The organism is Marinobacterium sp. YM272 (genome assembly GCF_050908845.1).
Taxonomy (GTDB): domain Bacteria; phylum Pseudomonadota; class Gammaproteobacteria; order Pseudomonadales; family Balneatricaceae; genus Marinobacterium_D.
Genome location: NZ_CP194171.1, coordinates 2,682,160 through 2,707,267 on the forward strand (window position 1 = coordinate 2,682,160; position 25,108 = coordinate 2,707,267).

General features: G+C 55.0%; 21 protein-coding genes. 3 read left to right on the top strand and 18 right to left on the bottom strand.

Features of this window, described 5'->3' with window-relative positions; genetic code table 11:
• Positions 1-65 precede the first annotated feature (65 nt).
• The 3 genes from gcvH to ACQUQP_RS11890 all read right to left on the bottom strand — a co-directional run bounded on the left by gcvH (position 66) and on the right by ACQUQP_RS11890 (position 3,294).
• On the bottom strand, positions 66-452 hold the full coding sequence (gcvH, locus tag ACQUQP_RS11880) for a glycine cleavage system protein GcvH (protein ID WP_432695243.1): 387 nt from the start codon (positions 450-452) through the stop codon (positions 66-68).
• 139 nt (positions 453-591) lie between these two features.
• The gene (glyA, locus tag ACQUQP_RS11885) at positions 592-1,875 is read right to left on the bottom strand and encodes a serine hydroxymethyltransferase (RefSeq protein ID WP_432695244.1); all 1,284 of its coding nucleotides are present in this window, start codon (positions 1,873-1,875) and stop codon (positions 592-594) included.
• Between the two features lie 36 nt (positions 1,876-1,911).
• Positions 1,912-3,294 (bottom strand): L-serine ammonia-lyase, encoded by a 1,383-nt coding sequence (locus tag ACQUQP_RS11890; protein ID WP_432695245.1) that lies wholly within the window; start codon positions 3,292-3,294, stop codon positions 1,912-1,914.
• 392 nt (positions 3,295-3,686) lie between these two features.
• On the opposite strand from ACQUQP_RS11890, the gene gcvT reads away from it, so the two are divergent.
• Entirely contained in the window at positions 3,687-4,814 is a 1,128-nt protein-coding gene (gene gcvT / locus ACQUQP_RS11895; protein ID WP_432695246.1) for a glycine cleavage system aminomethyltransferase GcvT, read from the top strand.
• 221 nt (positions 4,815-5,035) lie between these two features.
• Here gcvT and ACQUQP_RS11900 read toward each other — a convergent pair whose 3' ends face one another.
• The 6 genes from ACQUQP_RS11900 to ACQUQP_RS11925 all read right to left on the bottom strand — a co-directional run bounded on the left by ACQUQP_RS11900 (position 5,036) and on the right by ACQUQP_RS11925 (position 12,861).
• Positions 5,036-6,190, bottom strand: coding sequence for an MFS transporter (locus ACQUQP_RS11900; protein WP_432695247.1), 1,155 nt, complete (start codon positions 6,188-6,190; stop codon positions 5,036-5,038).
• Positions 6,191-6,533: 343 nt separating this feature from the next.
• Complete coding sequence (locus ACQUQP_RS11905; protein WP_432695248.1) at positions 6,534-7,967, bottom strand: amidohydrolase; 1,434 nt, start codon at positions 7,965-7,967, stop codon at positions 6,534-6,536.
• 9 nt (positions 7,968-7,976) lie between these two features.
• Positions 7,977-9,215, bottom strand: a complete 1,239-nt coding sequence (locus tag ACQUQP_RS11910; RefSeq protein WP_432695249.1) for an OprD family outer membrane porin — start codon at positions 9,213-9,215, stop codon at positions 7,977-7,979.
• Between the two features lie 427 nt (positions 9,216-9,642).
• Positions 9,643-11,076, bottom strand: coding sequence for an amidohydrolase (locus ACQUQP_RS11915; protein ID WP_432695250.1), 1,434 nt, complete (start codon positions 11,074-11,076; stop codon positions 9,643-9,645).
• 92 nt (positions 11,077-11,168) lie between these two features.
• Complete coding sequence (locus ACQUQP_RS11920) at positions 11,169-12,656, bottom strand: sodium:solute symporter family protein (RefSeq protein ID WP_432695251.1); 1,488 nt, start codon at positions 12,654-12,656, stop codon at positions 11,169-11,171.
• Positions 12,649-12,861 carry a DUF3311 domain-containing protein gene (locus ACQUQP_RS11925; RefSeq protein WP_432695252.1) on the bottom strand — a complete coding sequence of 71 codons (213 nt, stop codon included), beginning with the start codon at positions 12,859-12,861 and terminating at the stop codon, positions 12,649-12,651. The genes ACQUQP_RS11920 and ACQUQP_RS11925 overlap by 8 nt, the downstream gene beginning before the upstream one ends.
• A gap of 263 nt (positions 12,862-13,124) precedes the next feature.
• Here ACQUQP_RS11925 and ACQUQP_RS11930 point away from each other — a divergent pair, with 263 nt between their 5' ends.
• A complete protein-coding gene (locus ACQUQP_RS11930; RefSeq protein ID WP_432695253.1) occupies positions 13,125-14,012 on the top strand; it encodes a LysR family transcriptional regulator in 888 nt (295 codons plus the stop codon).
• Between the two features lie 209 nt (positions 14,013-14,221).
• On the opposite strand, the gene ACQUQP_RS11935 is transcribed toward ACQUQP_RS11930, so the two are convergent.
• From ACQUQP_RS11935 to ACQUQP_RS11965, 7 genes are all read right to left on the bottom strand, one after another.
• Positions 14,222-15,520 (bottom strand): TRAP transporter large permease, encoded by a 1,299-nt coding sequence (locus ACQUQP_RS11935; RefSeq protein WP_432695254.1) that lies wholly within the window; start codon positions 15,518-15,520, stop codon positions 14,222-14,224.
• On the bottom strand, positions 15,517-16,026 hold the full coding sequence (locus tag ACQUQP_RS11940) for a TRAP transporter small permease (protein ID WP_432695255.1): 510 nt from the start codon (positions 16,024-16,026) through the stop codon (positions 15,517-15,519). Before ACQUQP_RS11940 ends, ACQUQP_RS11935 begins: the two co-directional genes overlap by 4 nt.
• Before the next feature lie 23 nt (positions 16,027-16,049).
• Positions 16,050-17,057: a TRAP transporter substrate-binding protein DctP gene (gene dctP / locus ACQUQP_RS11945; RefSeq protein ID WP_432695256.1), complete on the bottom strand. Its 1,008-nt coding sequence runs from the start codon at positions 17,055-17,057 to the stop codon at positions 16,050-16,052.
• A gap of 142 nt (positions 17,058-17,199) precedes the next feature.
• Positions 17,200-18,459 carry an OprD family outer membrane porin gene (locus ACQUQP_RS11950; protein WP_432695257.1) on the bottom strand — a complete coding sequence of 420 codons (1,260 nt, stop codon included), beginning with the start codon at positions 18,457-18,459 and terminating at the stop codon, positions 17,200-17,202.
• 405 nt (positions 18,460-18,864) lie between these two features.
• A complete protein-coding gene (locus ACQUQP_RS11955; protein WP_432695258.1) occupies positions 18,865-20,298 on the bottom strand; it encodes an amidohydrolase in 1,434 nt (477 codons plus the stop codon).
• A gap of 92 nt (positions 20,299-20,390) precedes the next feature.
• On the bottom strand, positions 20,391-21,878 hold the full coding sequence (locus tag ACQUQP_RS11960; protein ID WP_432695259.1) for a sodium:solute symporter family protein: 1,488 nt from the start codon (positions 21,876-21,878) through the stop codon (positions 20,391-20,393).
• On the bottom strand, positions 21,871-22,083 hold the full coding sequence (locus tag ACQUQP_RS11965; protein ID WP_432695260.1) for a DUF3311 domain-containing protein: 213 nt from the start codon (positions 22,081-22,083) through the stop codon (positions 21,871-21,873). The genes ACQUQP_RS11960 and ACQUQP_RS11965 overlap by 8 nt, the downstream gene beginning before the upstream one ends.
• A gap of 303 nt (positions 22,084-22,386) precedes the next feature.
• On the opposite strand from ACQUQP_RS11965, the gene ACQUQP_RS11970 reads away from it, so the two are divergent.
• Positions 22,387-23,274, top strand: coding sequence for a LysR family transcriptional regulator (locus ACQUQP_RS11970; RefSeq protein WP_432695261.1), 888 nt, complete (start codon positions 22,387-22,389; stop codon positions 23,272-23,274).
• Positions 23,275-23,414: 140 nt separating this feature from the next.
• Here ACQUQP_RS11970 and ACQUQP_RS11975 read toward each other — a convergent pair whose 3' ends face one another.
• Entirely contained in the window at positions 23,415-24,095 is a 681-nt protein-coding gene (locus ACQUQP_RS11975; protein WP_432695262.1) for a hypothetical protein, read from the bottom strand.
• A gap of 187 nt (positions 24,096-24,282) precedes the next feature.
• The gene (locus ACQUQP_RS11980; protein WP_432695263.1) at positions 24,283-25,050 is read right to left on the bottom strand and encodes a hypothetical protein; all 768 of its coding nucleotides are present in this window, start codon (positions 25,048-25,050) and stop codon (positions 24,283-24,285) included.
• Positions 25,051-25,108 lie beyond the last annotated feature (58 nt).

Consider the following 25,108-nt stretch of genomic DNA (forward strand, 5'->3'; position numbering starts at 1 on the left):
ATTGATCGGCGCGGAGATCTACCCCGCGCTATCCAGATGGGCTGCGATGATCGGATAAGCCCGGCTTAGTCAGCCACTTCGCTGGTGTAGGTATCGGCGTCGAGCAGGTGATCCAGAGTCTCACCCTCTTCCAGACGGATGCGCACCAGCCAGCCACCCTCATAGGGCTCTTCATTCAGTACTTCCGGGCTGTCGTTCAGCGCTTCGTTAACCTCGATGACTTCACCGGCCACAGGGGCGTAGATATCGGATGCGGCCTTGACCGACTCCACCAGCGCGAACTCCTGCTCGCGGCTGACTTCAGTGCCAACTTCCGGCAGTTCGACGAAAACCACGTCGCCCAGCAGCTCCTGGGCATGATCAGAGATACCAACGGTGACGATGCCGTCGCCCTGCTCGAGGACCCATTCGTGGGATTTGGCGTATTTCAGATTGGTCGGGACATTGCTCATTGTTTGACTCCTTTAAAAGGCTACTCGCGCGGAAACGTCCAGCGCCGCCTTCAAATCTTGAAAAAATCGTAAAAAAGGCCGGTACACGCGGCGCACCACGCGTACCGACTCAGGTAAGGGAACTGTAAATAGAACTAACTCAACGATAGAGCGGGAAGCGCTTGCACAGCGCCTGCACCTGTTCGCGCACCTGCTGTTCGACGGCGCTGTTGTCGTCCGGATTCTGTGCCAGGCCATCGAGCACATCGCCGATCAGCTGTCCGATCTGGCGGAACTCTTCAGAACCGAAACCACGGGTGGTTCCGGCCGGTGTGCCGAGACGGATACCGGAGGTCACCATCGGTTTCTCCGGATCAAACGGGATACCGTTCTTGTTGCAGGTGATACCGGCGCGCTCCAGCGCTTCCTCAACCTGGTTGCCCTTAAGCCCCTTGGGTCGCAGATCCACCAGCATCAGATGGGTGTCGGTGCCGCCACTGACGATATCGCAACCGCGCTCCACCAGAGTGGCCGCCAGCACACGGGCGTTTTCGATCACCTGGCTGATATAGCTCTTGAACTGCGGCTGCAGTGCTTCGCCGAAGGCAACCGCCTTACCGGCGATCACGTGCATCAGCGGACCGCCCTGCAGACCCGGGAAAACGGCGGAATTGATCTTCTTGCCGAGATCCAGGTCGTTGGAGAGGATCATGCCGCCACGGGGACCGCGCAGGGTCTTATGGGTGGTAGTGGTCACCACATGGGCGTGGGGCAGCGGGCTCGGATGCGCACCAGTGGCGATCAGACCGGCGATATGCGCCATGTCCACCATCAGGTAGGCACCGACCTTGTCGGCAATCTCACGGAAACGGGCGAAGTCGAGGGTACGGGGAATCGCAGAACCACCGGCAATGATCAGCTTGGGCTGACACTCAACCGCCTGGGCTTCGACAGCATCGTAATCGATCTGCTGGGTCTCTTTGTCCACGCCATACTGCACGGCGTTGAACCACTTGCCGGACAGCGCCGGACGCGCTCCGTGAGTCAGGTGACCACCGGCATCCAGGGACATACCCATCACCGTATCACCCGGCTGCAGCAGCGCCAGGAACACGGCACCGTTGGCCTGGGCACCGGAGTGCGGCTGCACATTGACGAACTGGCAGTCGAACAGAGTCTTGGCGCGCTCGATCGCCAACGCCTCAACCTCATCGACATATTCGCAGCCACCGTAGTAACGACGACCCACATAACCCTCGGCGTACTTGTTGGTCAGCAGAGTGCCCTGCGCCTCCATCACCGCCTTGGAAACGATATTCTCGGAGGCAATCAGTTCAATCTGTTCTTCCTGGCGTACGGCCTCGCGCTCTACCGCCGTCATCACGTCGGCATCGCGGGTTGCCAGGTCATCAGCAAAAAAAGCGTCGGTGTTTAGCGTATTCATAGACTTATCACCCATATGTATTCGATTAAAGCCGGATCAGCAGGCCACGACGTTGACGGCCAGGCCTCCGGTTGAGGTTTCTTTGTATTTTTCCTGCATATCCAGTCCGGTCTGGTGCATGGTCTCGATCACCGAGTCCAGCGACACCCGGTGCTCGCCATCGCCATGCAGTGCCAGCCGTGCCGCATTGATCGCCTTCATCGCACCCATGGCGTTTCGCTCGATACAGGGCACCTGCACGAGCCCAGCGACCGGGTCACAGGTCAGCCCCAGGTTGTGTTCCATACCGATCTCGGCAGCGTTACAGACCTGCTCGTTGGTTCCGCCCAGTACCGCACAGAGCGCGCCGGCGGCCATGGAACAGGCCACGCCAATCTCACCCTGACAGCCCACTTCGGCGGCGGAGATGGAAGCGTTCTGCTTGTAGAGCATGCCGATCGCTGCTGCAGTGGCCAGGAAACGCACGATGCCTTTCGCGTCAGCGTTAGGAATAAAACGGTCGTAGTAAGCGAGCACCGCGGGGATTACACCGGCTGCACCATTGGTCGGCGCGGTCACAACCCGGCCGCCCGCTGCATTCTCCTCGTTCACCGCCAGGGCATAGAGGCTGACCCAGTCCATCACCAGAAGATGGTCTTTCATCGCCCTTTCCGGATGACCGGTCAGCACCTGGTGCAGACGTGGTGCACGGCGTTTGACGTTGATCCCACCCGGCAGCTCACCGGACTGCTCACAGCCGCGACGGATGCAAGCATCCATCACCTGCCAGATCTCCAGCACCGCTTCGTTGACCTGCTCTACGCTACCCAGGCGGGCCAGCTCATTGCCGAGCACGATGTCGGCGATGCTGCTCTGCTCCTGACGGCACAGCGCCAGCAACTCCTCGCCACTATTGAAGCTGTACGGCACAGGTGCAGTTTCCAGCGAATCCACCACCGCATCGTCTGCGTCTTCGTCCATGACGAAGCCGCCACCCACCGAATAATAACTGCGCTGACAGCAGACGATGCCCTGGGCGTCGTAGGCGTAAAAACGCATACCATTGGGGTGACGCGGCAGAGAACTGCCAAAGTTGAAGATCAGTGATGTCTCAGGATCGAAGGAGATAAGCTGCTCACCGCCAAGCTGGAGCGTTTTGCTGTCTTGAATCTGTGCAACCAGCTCCGCTACCTGGTCCGGGTCCACACCTTCAGGCGTTTCACCGAGCAGGCCAAGCATCACCGCGGTATCGGTGGCGTGCCCTTTACCGGTCATCGCCAGTGAGCCGTACAGTTCCACCCGGATTCGCCCTACCGCCGCAAAAAGCCCTTCGCTGCGCAGCAGAGATACAAAGCGGTTGGCCGCGATCATCGGCCCGACGGTGTGCGAGCTGGATGGGCCGATACCGACCTTGAATAGATCAAAGATTGTGAGTGACATGGTCAACGCTCCCGCATCGAACTCGAATTTGGCATAAAGCCTATCAACACAATCCATCAAAAACAACAAAAGTTTCGTATCGGAAACACAAGAAACTATAAAAATAAAAATATCGCCATAAATACCGTATTTACTGACCTCTGATCTGTTTCTCCACAATCAAAATTCATCCCTGTATAGCGATATACATAAATATTCAGTCAGCCAAACAGCTCCAAGAATGCGACTGAGCGGCATATTTTACTTGAAAAGCGACGCCTAAAAGCCTACCGTGTTTCCTATTGGAAACTTTTTCCTTCTTGTGGCTTCATACCTGTGCGCTTAGCTGAAGAGCAGCGCTCAGAGAGCACATAGACAGAACCGATAATCAGATTTCATCGAGAGGATCCGCGATGGCCGACACTCAAGCTCAACTACTGACTACCCCACTCCATTCCCTGCATATCGAACTCGGCGCACGCATGGTTCCCTTCGCCGGCTATGACATGCCTGTGCAGTACCCCGCCGGCGTAAAAAAAGAACATGAACATACCCGCAGCCAGGCCGGCCTGTTCGATGTATCCCATATGGGCCAGGTCCGCCTGCGTGGCGATAAGGCCGCCACCTCCCTTGAATCCCTGGTACCGGTCGACATCATCGACCTGCCGGTGGGCAAACAGCGCTACGCCCTGTTCACCAACACCGACGGTGGCATCCTTGATGACCTGATGGTCACAAACTATGGCGACTGGCTCTATCTGGTGGTTAACGCGGCCTGCAAAGAGCAGGACATTGCTCACCTCAAAGCCAACCTGGATCCCGGCGTTGAGCTGGAAGTCCTGGAAGACCGCGCCCTGGTTGCCATTCAGGGCCCGACGGCTGCCGCCGCCGTTGCCCGCCTGGCACCGGAAGTCGCAGAACTGAAATTCATGGACTCCCGCCAGATGCCGATCGATGGCGTCGAGTGCTACGTCTCCCGCTCTGGTTACACCGGCGAAGATGGCTTCGAGATCTCTATTCCGGCTGCCGACGCGGATCGTCTCTGCCGTCTGTTCCTGGAACAGCCCGAGATCGAGCCGATCGGCCTCGGTGCGCGCGACTCGCTGCGCCTGGAATCTGGTCTCTGCCTCTACGGTCACGATATCGATACCAGCACCACGCCGGTGGAAGGCGGTCTGATCTGGGCGATCTCCAAGTCTCGCCGTGCTGATGGCGCCCGTGCCGGTGGCTTCCCTGGTGCTGAACGCATCCTGCAGCAGATCGCCGATAAAAAATTCAGCCGTAAAAGGGTCGGCCTGGTCGGCGAAGGTCGTGCACCGGTGCGTGAAGGTACCGAACTGTTCGATACCGACAGCAACCGCATCGGCCAGGTCACCAGCGGCAGCTTTGGCCCCAGCATCGGTAAACCGGTTGCTATGGCCTACATCGACACTGCACACGCCGCCCTCGATACGGTCGTGTTTGCCAGTGTGCGCGGCAAGCTACTGCCGATGACCGTTACCAAGATGCCTTTCGTCGAGCAGCGCTATTACCGCGGCTAATATCCCGCTTTACCGCGATTTAAGGGGCATACCATCGACGATGGATGCCCTTTTACTTAGCAAGTCCCCCTTCCTGTCAGCATCCCTTTCTACCCACCTGATCCTAAATAATTGCACCAGGTTAGCCGTTCTTTTGGTGTGCAGCAGGCGCTCTTCTGAGATTTATAAAACCGGTATAACCAGCCCGGATATAGCTCGTCACATCTGTGCAACAGCAGTCATTACTCACCAAGCATCCGCGGATGCCGGAAAAAGCAGAACGCAGCGATCACGCCGATGGCAATAACGCCATAGCAATACAGGGAAACAGCCATCTGCATGCCCCAGTAGTCGGCTATCCAGCCGACTCCCAGAATGGGGATCATGCTGCCGCAGTAACCAACGACGAGGTAGGTGGCAAGTAATCCCGAGTGATTGTGTGACTCAGCGATGCGATTCACCATATTCATACCTGCCAGCAGGCACATTCCGTGACCGATCGCTGTCACCAGAATCCCTGCTGCGAGCAGCAGCATCGAGCCAAGCTCGAGATTAACTAACAGAAGAGCACTGCAGAGAGCGAAAGCCTTAAACCCGACAAAGCCACTCCAACGAGTCGGCAGACGCACGACAAGTAGTTGTACACCCGCCGAAATCAGCAATATTACTGCAATCGCAGCCCCGCTGATGAAGGGCCCCTGCCAGTCGATCATCTTTTCCAGAAACAGCGGTGCCATCGACGCATATAAGCTAAACACACTGAACGCGAGGAACGCGGAAATAACCGTCAATATAAACGCCATCGAGTCAGACGACTGAGGCCAGGTCAGTTTTGGCAGCCATTGTTTCCAGTCGCCAGCTAGAGGCTGAGAAGAGGCAGTGATAGCACTGACATGATCGGGAATGGAGATGCGTCGCAGTGCATAAATTCCCAGGCTACCCAATACGAGGGTTGGCACATAAGCCATGACAAGCGGGTTGGTGACCCATTGACCTATGACTCCGCCCACCAGAGGGCCAAGTCCAAAGCCGAGCGCAATCAGCACGGTTGTAAGCATGGAAGCCTTTCGCGTGTTGTGTCTGGATAACAGCAGTCTCAAGCCGACAGACGCGCCTGTCGTCATCAGGCTGGATGCCAGACCGACGATCAGGCGGGCCGCGTTCAGGCTGGTTGTGTTCCAGGCCAACATCGACAGCAGCGTGCCAACGAGGATAAGACCCAAGGAAATTTGCATGACTTTATGAAAGCCAATTCGGTCGGATAATCGACCCAGGAACAGTAGGCCACACAGCGCTCCCGCCATATAAACGACGTAGATAACCGATACATCGCTAGTTTGAAGATGCCAGGCTTCCTTGTAGAGGCCGTAAAGCGGACTGATCAGCGCTGTGCTCATAACGCCAACACACATCGCAAAGCATACCCAGGGAAAGGGTGACCATTTTGGTTTCATCTATTTGGACCAAGTGGATAAAAGCCAAGTCACTGAGTTAGAGAACCGGCCTTTATTGAATACTGTGTAGAGTTTCTCTAATTCCGATACAGGGGACCGCACCTCGGTGTAAGGCATGCTTCAGGAAAGTAAGGCAATCAGGATTTTATTGTCTTAGAAACCATTCTTAGGTGGTCGACGAATCAGAGTTCATCATAGTTATGTGATGTTTTTCTCAGGCGATTGGGGCTGTTCGCTTTCGATCCGAGTCGACGCCCGCAAGGAGCGGGCGTCGAACCCGCCTCAGTTACTCTTTTCCGAGACTATCACCGATGCAGCCGCAGGCACCGTCACCCGCCTGGGCATAGCGCTGAAGGATGACCGGATGGGCCTCCGCAGTGCACATGCTCTCATAGGGTTTACCACCGGTACGCTCCTTAAACTCGGCGGTGGCCGCTTCAAGCAGTTCGGGGTCGGTCAGCAGATCGAAACCGGTGGCCGCCAGTACCTGCGCCGCCTTGATCGCAGCCTTGTGGCCTAGAGTTGTGCCGTTGGAGGCGGTGGCGCCCCAGTGGTGCGCCTGCACGTGAGTCGGCCAGGCAGCGACCAGGATACCCATGGTCGGCGTTATGTAGCTGATATCACCGACGTCGGTCGAAGCGCCCATGCTGGCGCCGCGGAAATCGGGGGCCATATCGGTCGCCATGCCGTCTTCCGGGTAGCCGGCTTCGCTCTGCAGGGTGCGGGCAAAGGCCTGCTCCTCCTCGGTCCATACCGGCGGCTGGAACTGTTCGATATGGGCGTACATGTGATCGGACAGCACCTGGTTCGGCAGTACATCGTAACAGGCGGCCATCTCAGTGATCTCGACCCTGGTCTGGGTCATCAGTCCGCTGCCCTTGGCGATGTCCCGGATCCAGTCCAGGTTCTTCTTCACGTCGGCTGCATTGGGTCCACGGTAGCGGAAAACAACGCTGGCATTGTCCGGAATCACGTTGACGGCACTGCCACCGTTCTCAAGGAAGTAGTGCATACGTGCTTCCGGCACGATGTGCTCGCGCATGGTGTTGATGCCGTGGGCAAACAGTTCGCTGGCGTGCAGCGCGCTACGCCCCTCCCAGGGGGCGGCGCCGGCGTGGGCGTTTTTGCCCTGCCACGCGATGCGAAGGTCCGCCGAGGCGACGGTGGCTAGGTTGAAGGTGGTGTTCATGTTCGCCGGATGCCAGTGCAGACAGGCATCGAGGTCGTCAAACACGCCGGCCTTGGCCATGTAGTTCTTGCCGGCCAGCAGCTCCTCCGCCGGACAACCGTAGACGCGCAGGGTTCCGGTGATGCCGGCGTTCTCCATGCGACGCTTCAGTGCCACCGCGGCGCCGATGGCACCGGTGCCGATCAGGTTGTGGCCGCAGCCGTGGCCGCTGGTGGTGCCGTCCTTGCGGGGGGTCTCGCTCGGTACCGGCTCGTTGCCAAGATCAGGCAGCGCATCGTACTCGGTGAGGATGCCGATCACCGGGCTGCCGGAGCCGAAGCTTGCGACCCAGGCAGTATCGATACCGCCAACGTTGCGCTCGGTGATCTCGAACCCCTCGGACTCGATCCAGTCGACCAGAGTGCGACTACTCTTAAACTCTTCGTAACCGACTTCTGCATATTCCCAGACTTTATCGGCATTGCGAGTGATCGCCTCTACCAGCGAATCGTCCAGTTCGCTCCACTGTTGGGCTTTAGTGAAAGAGTTCATGAAAATCCCTTAGAATTTTATGTCGTAGTTAGCGTAAATGCGGTTCGCATCGTGCTGGGTGATGTTGTATCCGCTGAAGGTGCGGTTCACACCATCGGGGGTACCCTTGGTGTCGTGGGTCACACTCAGCCAGGCCAGACTCAGGCCATCGAGCTTGCCACTAAAGCGGTAACTGAGGACACTCTGGGCCTCGTAGCGACGGAAACCGTCGAAGCCAGCAGCACCGTCCGAGTAGGCCAGGTGCATATCCCAACGCATAGCGGGCAGACCCCAGCGCGCAAAATTAGTCCCGGCCTTGAGTTTCCACATCGCCTCGTCTTCAAGTACAAAACCGTAGAAGAGGTTCGCAGCACGGTAGGAGGCGCCGTAATCACGGCTGAATTGCAGGCGGTTGAAGTCGTCACCGGTTACCTTCGAGTGCAGCAGGCCGACGTAATATCCGTCGCGCGAGTAGGTTACACCCGCTTCCCAATAACGCGCTTCATAGTCGTCGGTGGCGGCAATAAAGCCGGGTACACCGGCATACTCGAACAGATCGCCGTCATCCTGCTCTCGAGCTGCCAGCAGGTTGAATTTGAGATTGCCTTCAGCCACCGGCAGTTTGAACTCAGCTTTCACAGCCTGTCGTTTGAGGTAGTCATCTGAGATGGCTTCCGCCGCCGCGAGGTTGAGGCCATTGTCAAAGCTGTAACTGGCACCGTAGGTCCGCACCGAGTCGATTTTCTGGCCATAGAAGTTGGTCAGATCACGTCCCCAGTAGTCATCATCACGGGGACTCTGCTTATCGATTTCGGTGTAGTAGAACTTCAGCGACCCGACATGAGCATCCAGGTCGTAACCTACAGTGCTGGAGGGCAGGATGCGTGTCTCGTTATCATCGAGCAGGAACCGGTGGCGCTGTTTCTGACCCAGGCTCATGTCCAGGCCCATTTTTTCATCACCCAGCTTGGCTTTCAGGAAAGCCTGGGTGGTGCCGGCAAAGCTATCCGGATTGTTGGGGTCCGTAGGGTCATACTTAAGGTTACTGGTATTCGTGATGTTATCGCCGATATACAGGTCGTCGGCCAGCGCGAAGCTGTAATCGAAGCCGATAAAATCGAAAAGGTAGCCCGAGCTGTAATCAGCGCGCAGCGCATGTACCCACTCATCACGGTCGCTGCCCGCATACCCGGTTTCCCCGGAGTCTTTCCAGTAAAACTGGCTGTAGCGAAGCTTGAATGTACTGTCAGTGACCAGACTGTCAATCACGACGTCAGCTGAATCCTGCACGATGCTGCCCAGAGGAGCTGCTGCTACAGAGCCTGAAAAGATCAACGGTAGTAATACAGGCAACGAGGACGATAAACGAAACTTCATGTTTAATTAACCCTAATCTTCAGTAATTAAATTAATGAGGGGCACTAAAAAATCATTAATCCCGAATATAATTGTTTTAAATATTTCCAGGTTTCGGGATTTAACTAACGTTCAGGCGCAGGCCAGCCGCAAACAAAAGTTCGGTCTATGTAAAAACGGTTTCTACATTTAATACGGGGTTATCAGCTGTGACACAGAAGGCTGTTTAATACCGCCCTCTTTCCAGCAACCCGTATTTTACTTTGCTCACAGCGGTCGTTACCCGACAGGTCTTGATTGGCATCGGCGCTCCAGGGCAGGAGCGCCGAACCAGACCGGTTTACGCTTTCTCGAAGCCATGAGCGATACAGCCACAGGCGCCGTCATCGGCCTGGGCGTAACGCTCGAGGATCACCGGATGGGCTTCCGCTGTGCACATAGTCTCGTAGGGCTTACCTCCGGTGCGCTCCTTGAACTCGGCGGTGGCCTTTTCAAGCAGCTCTGTGTCGGTCAGAAGGTCAAGGCCAGTGGCCGCCAGTACCTGCGCTGCCTTGACCGCGGCCTTGTGGCCCAGGGTCGTGCCGTTGGAGGCGGTGGCGCCCCAGTGGTGCGGCTGCACGTGCAGCGGCCAGGCGGCAACCACAACACCCATGGTTGGGGTGATGTAGCTGATATCGCCCACATCGGTTGAACCACCCATGCTGACGCCCCGAAAATCAGCAGCCATATCGGTCGCCATGCCATCTTCCGGGTAGCCCGCTTCACGCTGCAGGTTACGGGCGAAGGCCTGCTCTTCTTCGGTCCACTCCGGCACCTGGAAGTTTTCGAGGTGGGCATACACACGATCAGACAGCACCTGGTTCGGCAACACGTCGTAACAGGCAGCCATTTCGGTAATATCGACCTTGGTCTGGGTCATCAGAGCAGCGCCCTGGGCGATGTCCCGGATCCACTCCAGGTTTTTCTTAACGTCAGCAGCGTTGGGACCACGGTAGCGGAAGACAACGCTGGAAGTGTCCGGAATCACGTTGACGGCGCTGCCGCCATTCTCGACGTAGTAGTGCATGCGTGCTTCCGGCACGATGTGCTCACGCATGGTGTTGATACCGTGAGTGAAGAGCTCCGTTGCGTGCAGTGCGCTACGTCCTTCCCAGGGGGCAGCGCCGGCGTGGGCGTTTTTACCCTGCCACTCAAAACGCAGGTCCGCCGAGGCAACGGTGGCGATGTTAAACGTGGTGTTAAAGTTCATTGGGTGCCAGTGCAGACAGGCATCCAGATCGTCAAACACGCCAGCCTTGGCCATGTAGTTCTTGCCAGCAAGCAGCTCTTCTGCCGGGCAACCGTAGACCCGCAGGGTCCCGGTGATACCGGCCTTCTCCATACGACGCTTCAACGCCACGGCACCGCCGATGGCACCGGTACCGATCAGGTTGTGGCCACAACCATGGCCAGAAGTGGTACCGTCCTTGCGCGGAGTTTGGCTCGGTACTGCTTCGTTGCCGAGGTCAGGCAGCGCATCGTACTCGGTGAGGATACCGATCACCGGGCTACCGGAACCAAAGCTGGCGACCCAGGACGTATCGATACCGGCGATATTGCGCTCGGTGATCTCGAAGCCTTCGGATTCGATCCATTCAACAAGCGTGTTGCTGCTCTTAAACTCTTCGAAACCGACTTCAGCGTATTCCCAGACCTTATCGGCGTTACCGGTAATGGCCTTTACCAACTGCTCGTCAAGCTCATTCCACTGCAGACCAATGTTGAGAGTGTTCATTAACGCTCCGTTTACAAAATTTGTTTGACCCGGATCCGGCGTCGCCGCCGGATTACACGGATCTAAAATCTATGAGTCGAGTGCTCTGCCGATTAGGACTGAGCCCCTGATTTCTGGATAGAGGTGTCAGCCAATTCAGCTGCGTCATCTTCAGTGCTTTTCGAAGCAACGAGCTGGAACAGGGACAGGATCACAATATTGCTCAACAGACCCCATACGCCCGGATGCCAGCCAAGCGGAGAATCGATGGCAAACTGGAACACCAGGAACACAACACTACCCACGGCAGCGCCGGCCATCGCACTATTACGCTTGATGCTCGGGAAGAAGAGCGCGCCCAGTGTCATCGGCACCAACTGTGCGATCAGACCAAAAGCACCCAGAAGCAGCAGCACCAGCGACGAGGGATTCAACAGAGCAACCACATAGGCAAGTACAGATATTCCGACAACGCTCCAGCGTGTGACCTTAACCGCTGCCTGGTCGCTGCTGTTACGCATAAAGGTGGCGCCAAACACATCACGTACCAGCACCACACCCGCGGTATGGGCCAGGTTGGCACCGGTCGACATGGCTGCCGCCAATGCACCGGAGAGCATCAGGCCGATGATCCAGGGAGAGAATTCCGCAACATCCATAACCAGCTTCAGCAGCACGGTATCGGCACGATCCAGCGGCGTATCGGCAAACACCAGGATGCCGGCGAAACCGATAAACATCAGCGGTACCAGCAGAGTGGCATACAGCGGATACATAGCGCTGACCCGACGCAGAGATTTGCCGCTGTCGGCGGTGTAGAGCTTGGTAAACATATGCGGCCAGGTCCAGCCACCGAAACAGCTGATCAGGATAGCGGTCGTAAAGAAGCCCCAGCCCATGCCATTGGCGCCCGGCATCGTCAGGTACTCCGGCGCCTGCTGCTGAATCTGGCTGAACATTTCGCCGACGCCGCCGTAGATGTTATTCGGAATGGCAACGCCCAGGAACCAGGCGATGGCAATCATCATCACACCCTGCACCAGGTTGGTCCAACCGATACCATTCAGACCGCTGCAGAAGACATAAACAGTGGTCACAACCAGCGCAATCAGCGCACCAAGCCAGAACGGCACCAGGCCATCAGTAGCCGCTTCAAACAGCAGGCCTGCGCCCGCAATCTGAATAGTCAGGTAAGGCACTGATGCTGCCACACCGACTACACCCGCAAAAATACCCAAAGGCTTGCTGGAGTAGTGGTCTGAGAGCATATCGCCGTGGGTCAGGTAACCGCGCTTGCTGCCAAGTTCACGGACGCGAGGACCCACCAGCCAGAGCATGATTGGAACTAGTGTCAGGTAGGCAAGAATGTAGAAGGCCGGCGCGCCGTTTTTATAGACCCAACCGGGAGCGCCAAGGAAGGCGAAGGCAGAAAAGATCTCGGCACCGAGAATAAAGAACAGAACTATAACGCCGACGTGACGTCCACCGGCCGCATAGCTTTCGAGACTTGAGCCGTTCTGCGAACGGGCCCGCAGCCCAATCCAGAGCATGATTGCCATATACGCCAGGGTGATACCGGTGACGATAACCGAATTACTCATCGCGGTTACCTCCGTGACGCACGTTATAGGCGACAAAGGTGCCGGCAAACAGCAGACACATCCAGAGGATGTACCATGCCATGAAGAACGGAATTCCAAGTACGGTAGGTTCGATACGGTTTGCAATCAGCGCGCCCGGCCAGATCATTGCCAGGGTGCAAATTACGAAATGCAAACCAACCAAAGCATGGTAGGTCTTGCTCATGGTTAAGCTCCTCATTCACGAACTGCGAAACTTGCTTATAGCGATGCAAGGCCGAGACAAAGCGCCGATCCCTGCAGTCCGCAGTGGATTATTTTTGTTGTTTTTGTCGATTTCGTTGGTTCGAGGGGAAACCGATTATTTTGTAATTACCTGTCCGGTCTTCTTTGAAACCGATTACTAAGTAATGCAATTCACTATGCAGTACCCTTGGCCATCATAGAAATATATAATAAGTATTCATTCCATATCATTCCGGTATTGCCATGGAATTTAGACAACTTCAGTACTTCATCGCAGTCGTCGAAGAGGGTTCGGTTACCGGCGCCAGTCGCCGGGTACATGTTGCCCAACCCGCGCTGACCCGGCAGATAAAGCTGCTGGAGGATTCGCTTGGAACGCAGCTATTCACTCGCCATGCCCAGGGGATGCAACTTACCATCACGGGGCGGGCGCTATATGAGGATGCCCAGGAGCTACTGGAGCGGCGTGAGCAGGTAATCGCCCGACTATCCGCCATCGGCAACGGCCGAAGCGGCAAGCTGAGCCTCGGGATCACGGTAACCCATCTCTGGGTCCCCCTGGTCGCGCAGCTGCTCGGCGAATACCGCGAGCGCTATGAAGGTGTGGCGTTTGAGGTGTTTCCCCTGCTTTCAGGGCCGCAGATGGAAAGATTGCAGCAGGCCAAACTCGATGCCGGCATCCTCTATCTGGGTGATGAAATACCCACCGGGATATCGACCAAGCTAATGCACGTTGATAGTTTGATACTGGCGGTGCCGGAAGCATCGCCGCTTGCAACAAAACCGCCAGCCCGACTTGCCGATCTATCCGGTGAGCCGTTCGTATGGGGCGTTCGCAGCGCTTCCCCAGGCTACTTCGACCGCCTGTTGGGCCATTTTAGCCGCTACAATTTCACTCCACGTGTAACGCAGTACGGCGCCGATAATATCGTCGCGCTTAGCATGGTAGCCGCCGGATTAGGTATCGCCATCGTGCCGGCATCAGCCAACACAACGCTGATTCCAGGCGTTCGCTTCATACGCCTGGCAGAGCTGGACGAGTGTGAAATGCCACTGGGTTTGGCTTGGCGTACAGACAATGATTCACCGCCGCTCGCCAACCTTATTGCGCTGGTTGAAGAATCCGCTTGAGGCTCAGTCGGTGTATTAATATTGCCGGCCACTACAGATTTTTTACCAGGGAAGCTATGAACCTGTTCATAGCTTCCCTGGACGAGCCCCTTACTCGTTAACAAACGCGTCGCCCAGCTCACTCCCCTGTTGGGTAATATGGAGCGACTTCATAAAAATTCCTTAGAAGTTTATGTCGTAGTTAACGTAGATACGGTTCGCATGAGGTACTACCCGTAAACCAGATCCGGTAGCCAGGTAACAACGCCTGGGAAAAGCGTTAAGAGCGCTATACCCACGAGAAGTAGCAGCCAATAGGGAAGTGTTTCCTTCGCTGCTTCTGCAACAGAAACACGGTTGCCTGAAATAGTCGAAAGAATGAAAAGGTTAGGTCCCACCGGTGGCGTAATCATCCCTATCTCAATGAGGATCGTTACCATGACACCCAGCCAGATAGGGTCGAAACCCTGTCCGATTAGCATCGGTGCGATGAAAGGCACAGTCAGGAGTAACAGCGAGATTCCATCAAACAGACAACCCAATATAACAAAGGCTAAGACGATGAGGGCAAATATCGCGTAAGGTCCCAGACCACTTTGGCCGGCCATATCTATCAATTCACGTGGCATGCCCATAACGGCGACGGCATTTTTTAGAATAATGGCACCGACAACGACCAGACCGATCGCACCAAACTTGATCATGGTGCTCACTAACATAGGGCCAATATTTTTCCAGGTGAGCTCACCCGCAATGGAGCCAATGACGAGCGCAACCATAAAACCAACAGCCGCGGATTCGGTTGGTGTCGCCAGACCACTGTATAGTGGGCCGAGTACGCCAAGCATCAAAACAAGTAGTGGCCAGAGGTCCGACAGAGAACGAAAGGTTTCACTCCAGCAAGGTGGCTCGGTTTTATCAGGTACAATTGCGGGGGTTGTTATCGCTTTAAACACGATCAGTGACATAAAACCCAGGCCCAATAATATGCCTGGAATAATTCCCGCCAGGAACAGTCGGCCAATCGAGTTATCGGTCATCGCACCGAAAAGGATTAATGCCAGACTCGGTGGTATTAACAGCCCCAGCGTCCCAGACGCTGCCAGTGATCCAACGATTGTTCCAGGTTTATAGCCGCGACGCTCCAGCTCAGGATAAGCCGCAGCACCGACAGCAGCCGCCGTAGCAGAACTGGTGCCACTGACTGCACCAAACATCATGCAGACAACGACATTGGTGTGGAGTAGCTGTCCAGTGACGCGCTGAAAAAGCGGGCTCAGTGCGCCGTAGCTTTTCTTACTTAACCCACTGGCAAAGAAGAGATCACCCACTAATACAAACAGTACTACTGAACTGAACGTAATATTGTTGAAGGTGTTCCAGACGCCTTCAAATGCCAGTGACATGTTGCCACCGCCACCGACAAAGAATTCGTCAAGCACCAGTCCGGTCGCAGCCAGTGCCAGCCCCAGGGGTACACCACCCAGGGCTAAAATCCCCATGACTAAAATTATCAGGAGCCAAATCATTCTATACCCTCTCCATGTACAGCATTTGCGTTTTCCAGTGGGCCTGCCACCACGACCATCAGCATGGCTAAAGAGGTCGAAAAGATACTGAACAGTACCAGGGCTTTAAATGGGAAAACGGGAATCCCGGCCACGTCTGTTTTCTCGCCGAGTTCTAAGGCAAACATCACCTCTTCAATAGCAGTGACCGAAAAAATCATCAGGATTATGACGGCGGCAATGCCTGCTATCACGCCCGTTATATTCGCGGTACTGCCGGTAAGCCGTTTGGTGACCAGATCTAGCTTGATGTTCAGACCCATGCGTGTCGCGTAGGGCAGACTCAGGAAGGCTGATGACACAAACATCAGTGCCACCAACTCATCGCTGAAGTCCAAAGGAGAACCTACCACGTAACGCATTAGCGCTGAGAGAAACACTAATATACCCATGCCGAAGGCGAGAAAGGCCCCCAGTGATACCTGTAAATAGAAGAGCCTATCCAGCCATTTTAATGCGGTTTTCATCGCAAGGTTCTCCTAATCTGCAATTAATAATTTTTTTCCAGGACGTAATCCACTATCTCCTCTGACTCAGGGCCGACCTCATGAGCCATTGTTTTCCAGTTTTCACGGAAGGCCTTGGTCAGTGTCGCCAGGTCTGCATCAGAAAAACCTTCAGTAATTTGGATTCCCTTTTCCGTACGGGCTCCACGAGCCACTGGTCGATTATTATTAAACTCCATCCCCTTTTCATGCGATTTCGCTTGCAGATTTTGGGCGGCTTCCAGAATAATTTTTTGCTGCTCTTCAGTTAGTTTTTTCCATGCCTTATCGCTGATACCAAGGGCTGAAGGAGCGCCAATAAATGGGAGGAAGTAAGTCTCGTAAGGTGCAACTTCATGTATTCCCATCAGCGTAGAAACTTCGCCAAGATACACAGCGCAGTCGACTACGCCTGTCTGTAGCGACACATATAGTTCTTCCTGAGGAATCATCTGAGCGGATACACCAAGAGACTTGAAGGTTTCTAGCTGATGTTTAGTCCAGGTACGTAGTTTCTTGGTTTTAAGCTGTTCCAGCGAAGTTACCGGTTCTTTACAGAAGATTGAGTGATCAAAAACGAGTCCCTCCATCACCCCGACAGGCTTCACGCGCCAGCGTTCCAGAGAGCGCTCATACCGATCCATATAAAGCGGATAGAATTCGGGTAGATGCGTTGCGTCGGTGATGCCGCCGTCCGCGAGCAACAAGGATAGCTCTTCAGCATCACGTGAATAATAAACGCCCACAATCATGCCTATATCAACGGTACCCTTTCTCATGTGTCGCAGCAGGTCTCTAACCTCAAAACCGAGACCTCCGGCGTAATAAGTCTGTACTTTTAACTCGCCATTGGAGAGCTCTGATACCTTATCGACAAACTCTTCCTCGACAAGCTTTGCTTCCGGGCGAGTGTCGATGATTGGAATGAAGGCTCGCAGGGTAGTTTCCGCGTGCGACGGAATTGAGCAGATGGCGGTTGCTGCAAACAGGCAAGACAAAATCGTTTTTTTCATGGTTTTCTCTTCATTAAAATTTTCAAATTTGGTCGACTTCTGCACGCTAACGGCGTTAGATCCAAGACTTTTTAAATAGCGTGAAAGCTTTAACTAGATGCGTTTGCACCGTGTAAATAATCCTTCGGAAGCCCGATACCTTTTAGAATTTTATGTCGTAGTTAACGTAGATACGGTTCGCATCATGCTTGGTGATGTTGTATCCGCTGAAGGTGCGGTTCACACCATCGGGGGTACCCTCGGTATCGTGGGTCACACTCAACCAGGCCACATTGAGGCCGTCGAGCTTGCCACTGAAGCGGTACTGCAGGACGCTCTGGGCTTCGTAGCGACGGAAACCGTCGAACCCAGCAGCACCATCGGAGTAGGCCAGGTGCATATCCCAGCGCATACCGGGCAGGCCCCAGCGCGCAAAATTAGTACCGGCCTTGAGTTTCCACATCGCCTCATCCTCGAGTGAGAAACCGTAGAACAGGTCTGTTGCCCTGAAGGTGGCACCGTAATCACGGCTGAACAGCGGACGGGTAAAGTCGGCACCAGTGGTCTTCGAGTGCTGCAGGCCGACGTAGTAACCATCGCGCGAGTATGTGATACCGGCTTCCCAGTAACGCGCGTCATGGTCGTCGGTTTCAGGCAGAAAGCCGTTTATACCGGCATATTCAAACAGATCGCCGTCATCCTGGTCTCGGGCGCCCACCACCTCAAATTTGAGGCTGCCTTCAGCCACCGGCATTTTGTACTCAGCTTTGACGGCCTGTCGTTTGAGGTAGTCATCTGCTATGGCTTCCGCCGCCGAGAGGCTGAGGCCATTGTCAAAGCTGTAACTGGCACCGTAAGTCCGCACCGAGTCGATTTTCTGGCCATAGAAGTTGGTCAGATCACGGCCCCAGTAGTCATCATCACGGGGGCTCTGCTTATCGATTTCGGTGTAGTAGAACTTCAGCGACCCGACATGAGCATCCAGGTCGTAACCTAGGGTGCTGGAGGGCAAGATGCGCGACTGGGAATCCTGCAAGAGCATGCGGTAGCGCTGTTTCTGACCCAAGCTCATGTTCAGACCCACTTTTTCGTCACCCAGCTTGGCTTTCAGGAAAGCCTGGGTGGTGCCGGCAAAGCTATCCGGATTGTTGGGGTCCGTGGGGTCGTACTTCAGGTTACTGGTGTTGCTGATGTTATCGCCGATATACAGGTCGTCGGCCATACCGAAGCTGTAATCGAAACCGATAAAATCAAAAAGATAGCCAGAACTGTAATCAGCACGCAGTGCCTGGACCCATTCATCGCGGGCGCTGCCCGCATACCCGGTTTCCCCGGATTCTTTCCAGTAAAACTGGCTGTAGCGGAGTTTGAATGTACTGTCAGTGACCAAGCTGTCCACCACGGCACCAGCTGAATCCTGCACGATACTACCTAATGGCGCGGCTGCCACCGTACCTGAAAAGATCAGCGGCAGTAATACAGGCAACGACGATCGTACTCGAAACTTCATGTTTAATTAACCTTCAACTTCAGTAATTAAATTAATGAGGGGCACTAAAGAACATCGATCCCGAATATATTTTTTTAAGTATTTCAATGTTTCGAGATTTAACTAACGTTCAGGCGCAGGCCAGCCGCAAACAAAAGTTCGGTCTATGTAAAAACATGCTTCTACATTTAATACGGGGTTATTACTGATGAAATAGAAGGCTGTTTAATACCGCCCTCTTTCCAGCTACCCGTATTTTATTCTGTTCGCAGTGGCCGCTACCCGACAGGTCTTGATTGAATTCGGCGCCCCAGGGCAGGCGCGCCGAACCCGACCCGTTTAGCCTTTGCCGAGGATATCGGCAATGCAGCCGCAGGAGCCGTCGCCCGCCTGCGCGTGGCGCTGACGAATGATCGGGTGAGCCTCTGCAGTGCACATGCTCTTATAGGGCTTGCCGCCGGTGCGCTGCTTGAACTCTTCAGTGGCTGCTTCCAGCAGGTCCGGATCGGTCAACAGGTCGAGACCGGTGGCCGCCAGTACCTGAGCCGCTTTGACCGCAGCCTTGTGGCCAAGGCTCATACCGTTGGAGGCGGTGGCGCCCCAGTGGTGCGGCTGCACGTGCAGCGGCCAGGCAGCCACCAAAACACCCATGGTTGGGGTGATGTAGCTGATATCGCCCACATCGGTTGAACCGCCCATGCTGGCACCACGGAAATCCGCAGTCATATCGGTGGCCATGCCATCTTCCGGATAGCCCGCTTCACGCTGCAGGTTACGGGCGAAGGCCTGCTCTTCTTCGGTCCACTCCGGTACCTGGAACTGTTCAAGATGGGAGTACACGCGATCGGACAGCACCTGGTTCGGCAGCACGTCGTAACAGGCAGCCATTTCGGTAATATCGACCTTGGTCTGGGTCATCAGTGCAGCGCCTTTGGCGATATCCCGGATCCAGTCAAGATTCTTCTGTACGTCTGCCGCATTGGGGCCGCGATAGCGGAACACGATGCTGGATTTGTCCGGAATCACGTTGACCGCACTGCCGCCATTCTCAACGTAGTAGTGCATGCGTGCTTCCGGCACGATGTGCTCGCGCATGGTGTTGATGCCGTGAGTGAAGAGCTCGCTGGCGTGCAATGCGCTGCGTCCTTCCCAGGGCGCGCCGCCAGCGTGGGCATTTTTGCCGTGCCACTCGACTTTCAGGTCCGCAGAGGCGACGGTGGCAATGTTGAACGTGGTGTTCATGTTCATTGGGTGCCAATGCAGACAGGCATCCAGATCGTCGAACACGCCGGCTTTCGCCATGTAGTTCTTGCCGGCGAGCAGCTCTTCTGCCGGGCAACCGTAGACCCGCAGGGTCCCGGTGATACCGGCCTTCTCCATACGACGCTTCAGCGCCACGGCACCGCCGATGGCACCGGTACCGATCAGGTTGTGGCCACAACCATGGCCAGAAGTGGTACCGTCCTTGCGCGGGGTCTCACTCGGTACGGCTTCGTTGCCGAGGTCCGGCAGCGCATCGTACTCGGTGAGGATACCGATCACCGGGCTGCCGGAACCGAAGCTGGCGACCCAGGATGTATCGATACCGGCGATATTGCGCTCGGTGATCTCGAAGCCTTCAGATTCGATCCATTCAACAAGCGTGTTGCTGCTCTTAAACTCTTCGAAGCCGACTTCAGCGTATTCCCAGACCTTATCCGCGTTACCTGTAATGGCCTCTACCAACTGCTCGTCGAGTTCATTCCACTGCAGACCAATGTTGAGAGTGTTCATTAAAACTCCGTTTAAATAATGTGGCTGACCCGGATCCGGCGTCTCCGCCGGATCACACGGATCTAAAATCTATGAGTCGAGTGCGCTACCGATTAGGACTGAGCCCCTGATTCCTGGATAGATGCGTCAGCAAAGTCAGCTGCGTCAGCTTCAGTGCTTTTCGAAGCAACGAGCTGGAACAGGGTCAGGATCACGATGTTGCTCAACAGACCCCAGACGCCCGGATGCCAGCCAAGCGGAGAATCGATGGCAAACTGGAACGCCAGGAACACGACACTGCCCACGGCTGCACCGGCCATAGCGCTGTTACGCTTGAGGCCCGGGAAGAAGAGCGCGCCCAGAGTCATCGGCACCAGCTGTGCAATCAGGCCGAAGGCGCCCAGCAGCAGCAGTACCAGAGAGGACGGGTTGAGGATAGCGACCGCATAGGCGATGGCTGACAGGACAACAACGCTCCAGCGAGTCACCTTCACCGCGCTCTTGTCGCTACTGTTACGCATAACGGTGTGACCAAACACGTCACGCACCAGCACCACACCCGCGGTATGGGCCAGGTTGGCACCGGTCGACATCGCCGCCGCCAATGCACCGGAGAGCATCAGACCAATCACCCAGGGAGAGAATTCAGCTACATCAATAACCAGTTTCAGCAGCACGGTATCCGCGCGCTCCAGCGGCGTGTCGGCAAACACCAGGATGCCGGCGAAACCAATAAACATCAGCGGGATAAGCAGAGTCGCGTACAGCGGGTAGATCGCACTGACGCGGCGCAGCGAACGACCACTGTCGGCGGTGAAAAACTTCGAGAAGGTGTGAGGCCATACCCAGCCACCAAAGCAGCTGATCAGAATAGCGGTCGTAAAGAAGCCCCAGCCCATGCCATTGGCGCCCGGCATCGTCAGGTATTCCGGCGCCTGCTGCTGAATCTGGGTGAACATTTCGCCAACACCGCCGTAGATGCGATCGGGAATGGCAACGCCCAGGAACCAGGCGATGGCAATCATCATCACACCCTGCACCAGGTTGGTCCAGCCGATACCACTCAGGCCGCTGCAGAAGACATAAACCGTGGTCACTACCAGCGCGATCAGCGCACCCAGCCAGAACGGCACCAAGCCATCAGTAGCCGCTTCAAACAGCATGCCTGCGCCGGCAATCTGAATCGTCAGGTAAGGTACTGAAGCCGCTACGCCGACCAGGCCTGCAAAAATGCCCAGAGGCTTGCTCGAGTAATGGTCAGACAGCATATCGCCATGGGTCAGATAGCCACGCTTGCTACCGAGTTCACGGGCGCGAGGACCCACCAACCAGATCATGATCGGCACCAGAGACAGGTAGGCAAGGATGTAGAACGCCGGTGCGCCGTTTTTATAGACCCAACCAGGAGCGCCAAGGAAGGCGAAGGCAGAAAAGATCTCGGCACCGAGAATAAAGAACAGGACAATAACGCCGACGTGACGTCCACCGGCCGCATAGCTTTCGAGGCTTGAGCCGTTCTGCGAACGGGCCCGCAGACCGATCCAGAGCATAATTGCCATATACGCCAGGGTGATACCGGTGACGATAACCGAATTACTCATCGCGGTTACCTCCGTGACGCACGTTATAGGCGACAAAGGTGCCGACAAACAGCAGACACATCCAGAGGATGTACCACGCCATGAAGAACGGAATTCCAAGTACGGTAGGTTCGATACGGTTTGCAATCAGCGCACCCGGCCAGATCATTGCCAGGGTGCAAATTACGAAATGCAAACCAACCAAAGTATGGTAGGTCTTGCTCACGGTTAAGCTCCTCGTTCACACACTGCGAGACTTGCAAATAACAATGCGAGACACAGACAACTAGCAGATCTATACAGACCGCAGTGGTATGTTGTTTTCGTCAATGCTCAGTGGTTCGAGGGGAAACCGATTATTTTGTATTTACCTGTCCAGTCTTCTTTGAGACCGGTTACTAAGTAATTTGTATTACCTGTCCGGTCTTCTTTGAAACCGGTTACTAAGTAATGCAATTCACTATGAAGTATCCTTGGCCATCATAGAAATATATAATAAGTATTCACTCCATACCGTTTTGATATTGCCATGGAATTTAGACAACTTCAGTACTTCATCGCAGTCGTCGAAGAGGGCTCGGTTACCGGCGCCAGTCGCCGGGTACATGTTGCCCAACCGGCGCTGACCCGGCAGATCAAGCTGCTGGAGGATTCGCTTGGAACGCAGCTATTCACTCGCCATGCCCAGGGGATGCAGCTCACCATCACGGGGCGGGCGCTATATGAGGATGCCCAGGAGTTGCTGGAGCGGCGTGAGCAGGTAATGGCCCGACTATCCGCCATCGGCAACGGCCGAAGCGGCAAGCTGAGCCTCGGGATCACGGTAACCCATCTCTGGGTTCCGCTGGTCGCGCAGCTGCTCGGCGAATACCGCGAGCGCTATGAAGGCGTGGCCTTCGAAGTGTTCCCCCTGCTTTCCGGTCCACAGATGGATCGACTACAGAAGGCAACACTCGATGCCGGTATCCTCTATCTGGGTGATGAAACACCCACCGGGATATCGACCACGCTACTACACGTCGATAGTTTGATTCTGGCGGTGCCAGAAGCCTCGCATCTTGCAACGACACCGCCAACCTGCCTGACCGATCTGTCCAATGAACCTTTCGTCTGGGGCACTCGCAGCGTCTCCCCAGGTTACTTCGACCGCCTGACGGCGCATTTTAATCGCTACAACTTCACTCCGCGGGTGATGCAGTACGGGGCCGACAATATCGTCGGGCTTAGCATGGTAGCGGCCGGATTAGGTATCACTATCGTGCCGGCATCAGCCAACACAACGCTGATTCCAGGCGTTCGCTTCATACGCCTGGCAGAGCTGGACGAGTGTGAAATGCCACTGGGTTTGGCCTGGCGTACTGACAATGATTCACCGCCGCTCGCCAACCTGATTGCACTGGTTGAAGAGTCCGCGTGATACTCAGCAACGGAGATTACACATTAGTAGTCACAGAAGAATTAACACCCGGACAGCAAAAGCCCGGAGCAATTATTGGAAGGCTAATCGGCAGGTCAGTATACAGTCCCCGTCATTAAATCTTGTGCTTGCCGAAGCACCTAACCTTCGTTCCATTTCGAATATATCTGAAATGCAAGTTCAGCTTTAGCATTTTCATTTTTGGATAGCATGGTTTTTATATCTTTTTCATCCAACCTTTTAATAACCACCTTCTGTTTTTCTTTAACATCCGCATTAATAATATCACCCGAGGTAAACCATCCAGTTCCTTTTTTAAGCTCCATATTATTTTTTTCATGATTGAAGTGAAATTTACCGACGCCAGAGAAATCGTCGGGCTCACTTTCGTGATCACCTCTCCAAACATACCAAAGCTCATTGGTCTCAGGATGGAAGGAGGCCGCTACACTGTACCAGTACGCATGCCGCTTGCCCTCCGCACTGTACGAGTCCCCTGTAATGTATAGCTGCTGCAGATCCTCCGAACAGATGATTCGAACAAAGCTGATCGCATTCGTTTTTTGATACCTGATCAATTGCCACCAACAACCTTCTATCTCTCTGAACGATAAATTATTCTCTTCTTTTCCGAACCAATCAGTCGCCTTAAAAAGACCGATAACAGCGCCAACCAGCTCGATTATTAATGCCGTAAACAGAACGTCAAGGTAATTACTTTTAATCGTAATAACATTGGTAACGCCCAGAATAGTTACTGCCGCGGTCAATATAAAAATAATGATAACTGTATAAAATAAAACCTCACGACCGTATTTCATGCCAACCACCCATTTATTATTAATAATTAATCATAAACCTGGTGAGTCTTTTCCACTTAATACTCTGTACATATTGAGTAACGACGCTGTACTGGTATTGTAGTAATGATCTGAAAACTATGGCGCATTAACACGCCAGAGGCGCCTCGGCGTGATCGGGTGCCAATAGCGCAGGACGGTCCTTCACCTACTCCTGCAAGCGCCTGAATTGACGGTACAGCAACCAGCCGCCCCAGCAGAAACTCAACAGCATCAGTATCACGCCGATAGTGAACCACTGCTGGGCATAGCTTTGTGCCTTATCCAGGGTGCCGCTCATGCGCAGCAGGTTGCCCCAGTCATGAGACTCCTCCCCCATCCCCATGATCAGTGGCAGCGAGCGCTGCCTGGCATCGGCGATATAGGGTGATACATCGATAAAGTTCTGTCCCGACCACCAGAGCATGATGGATGCGGCGAAGTTGTCGCGGCGCTGGATGATAAAGGCCAGCATCAGTCCCAACGGCATCAGTACCTGGAACAGGCTGCCACCGAGAAACATCATGAAACGGCCAAAGGGGCTGAACAGCACATGGCCGAACTCGTGAAACGGCAGGTTGACGCTGTGCAGAAAGGAACCGCCGATCCCCTGCCAATCGATACCACCAAGAATGAATGACCAGCCCCAGAAAAAGAACGCCACATAGATCAGCGCCTGACCGCTAAAACTGACCGAATCCACCTTCTCTGGCTCAGCCATCAGCCGCGTCAATAACCGCCGCCAAACCGGCAGCAGCGGCTCACTGACAAAGTGATCCGGCGCTTCCTCGTTCAGCCCCGACCCTTCCTGGGCCTGGTTTTCATCCGCCTGACGCGCTTTCCATTTCAGATAGGCGATGCCGCAGTTCGGGCAGATGCCCTCCATCACATGGCTGTCTTGCGGTTGACGCTTATAACCGCACTTGGGGCATTCCATAGGGGCTCCTGATACTTCATCACACGCCGGAATTCACTCAGGGCCGAGCATACCGCTA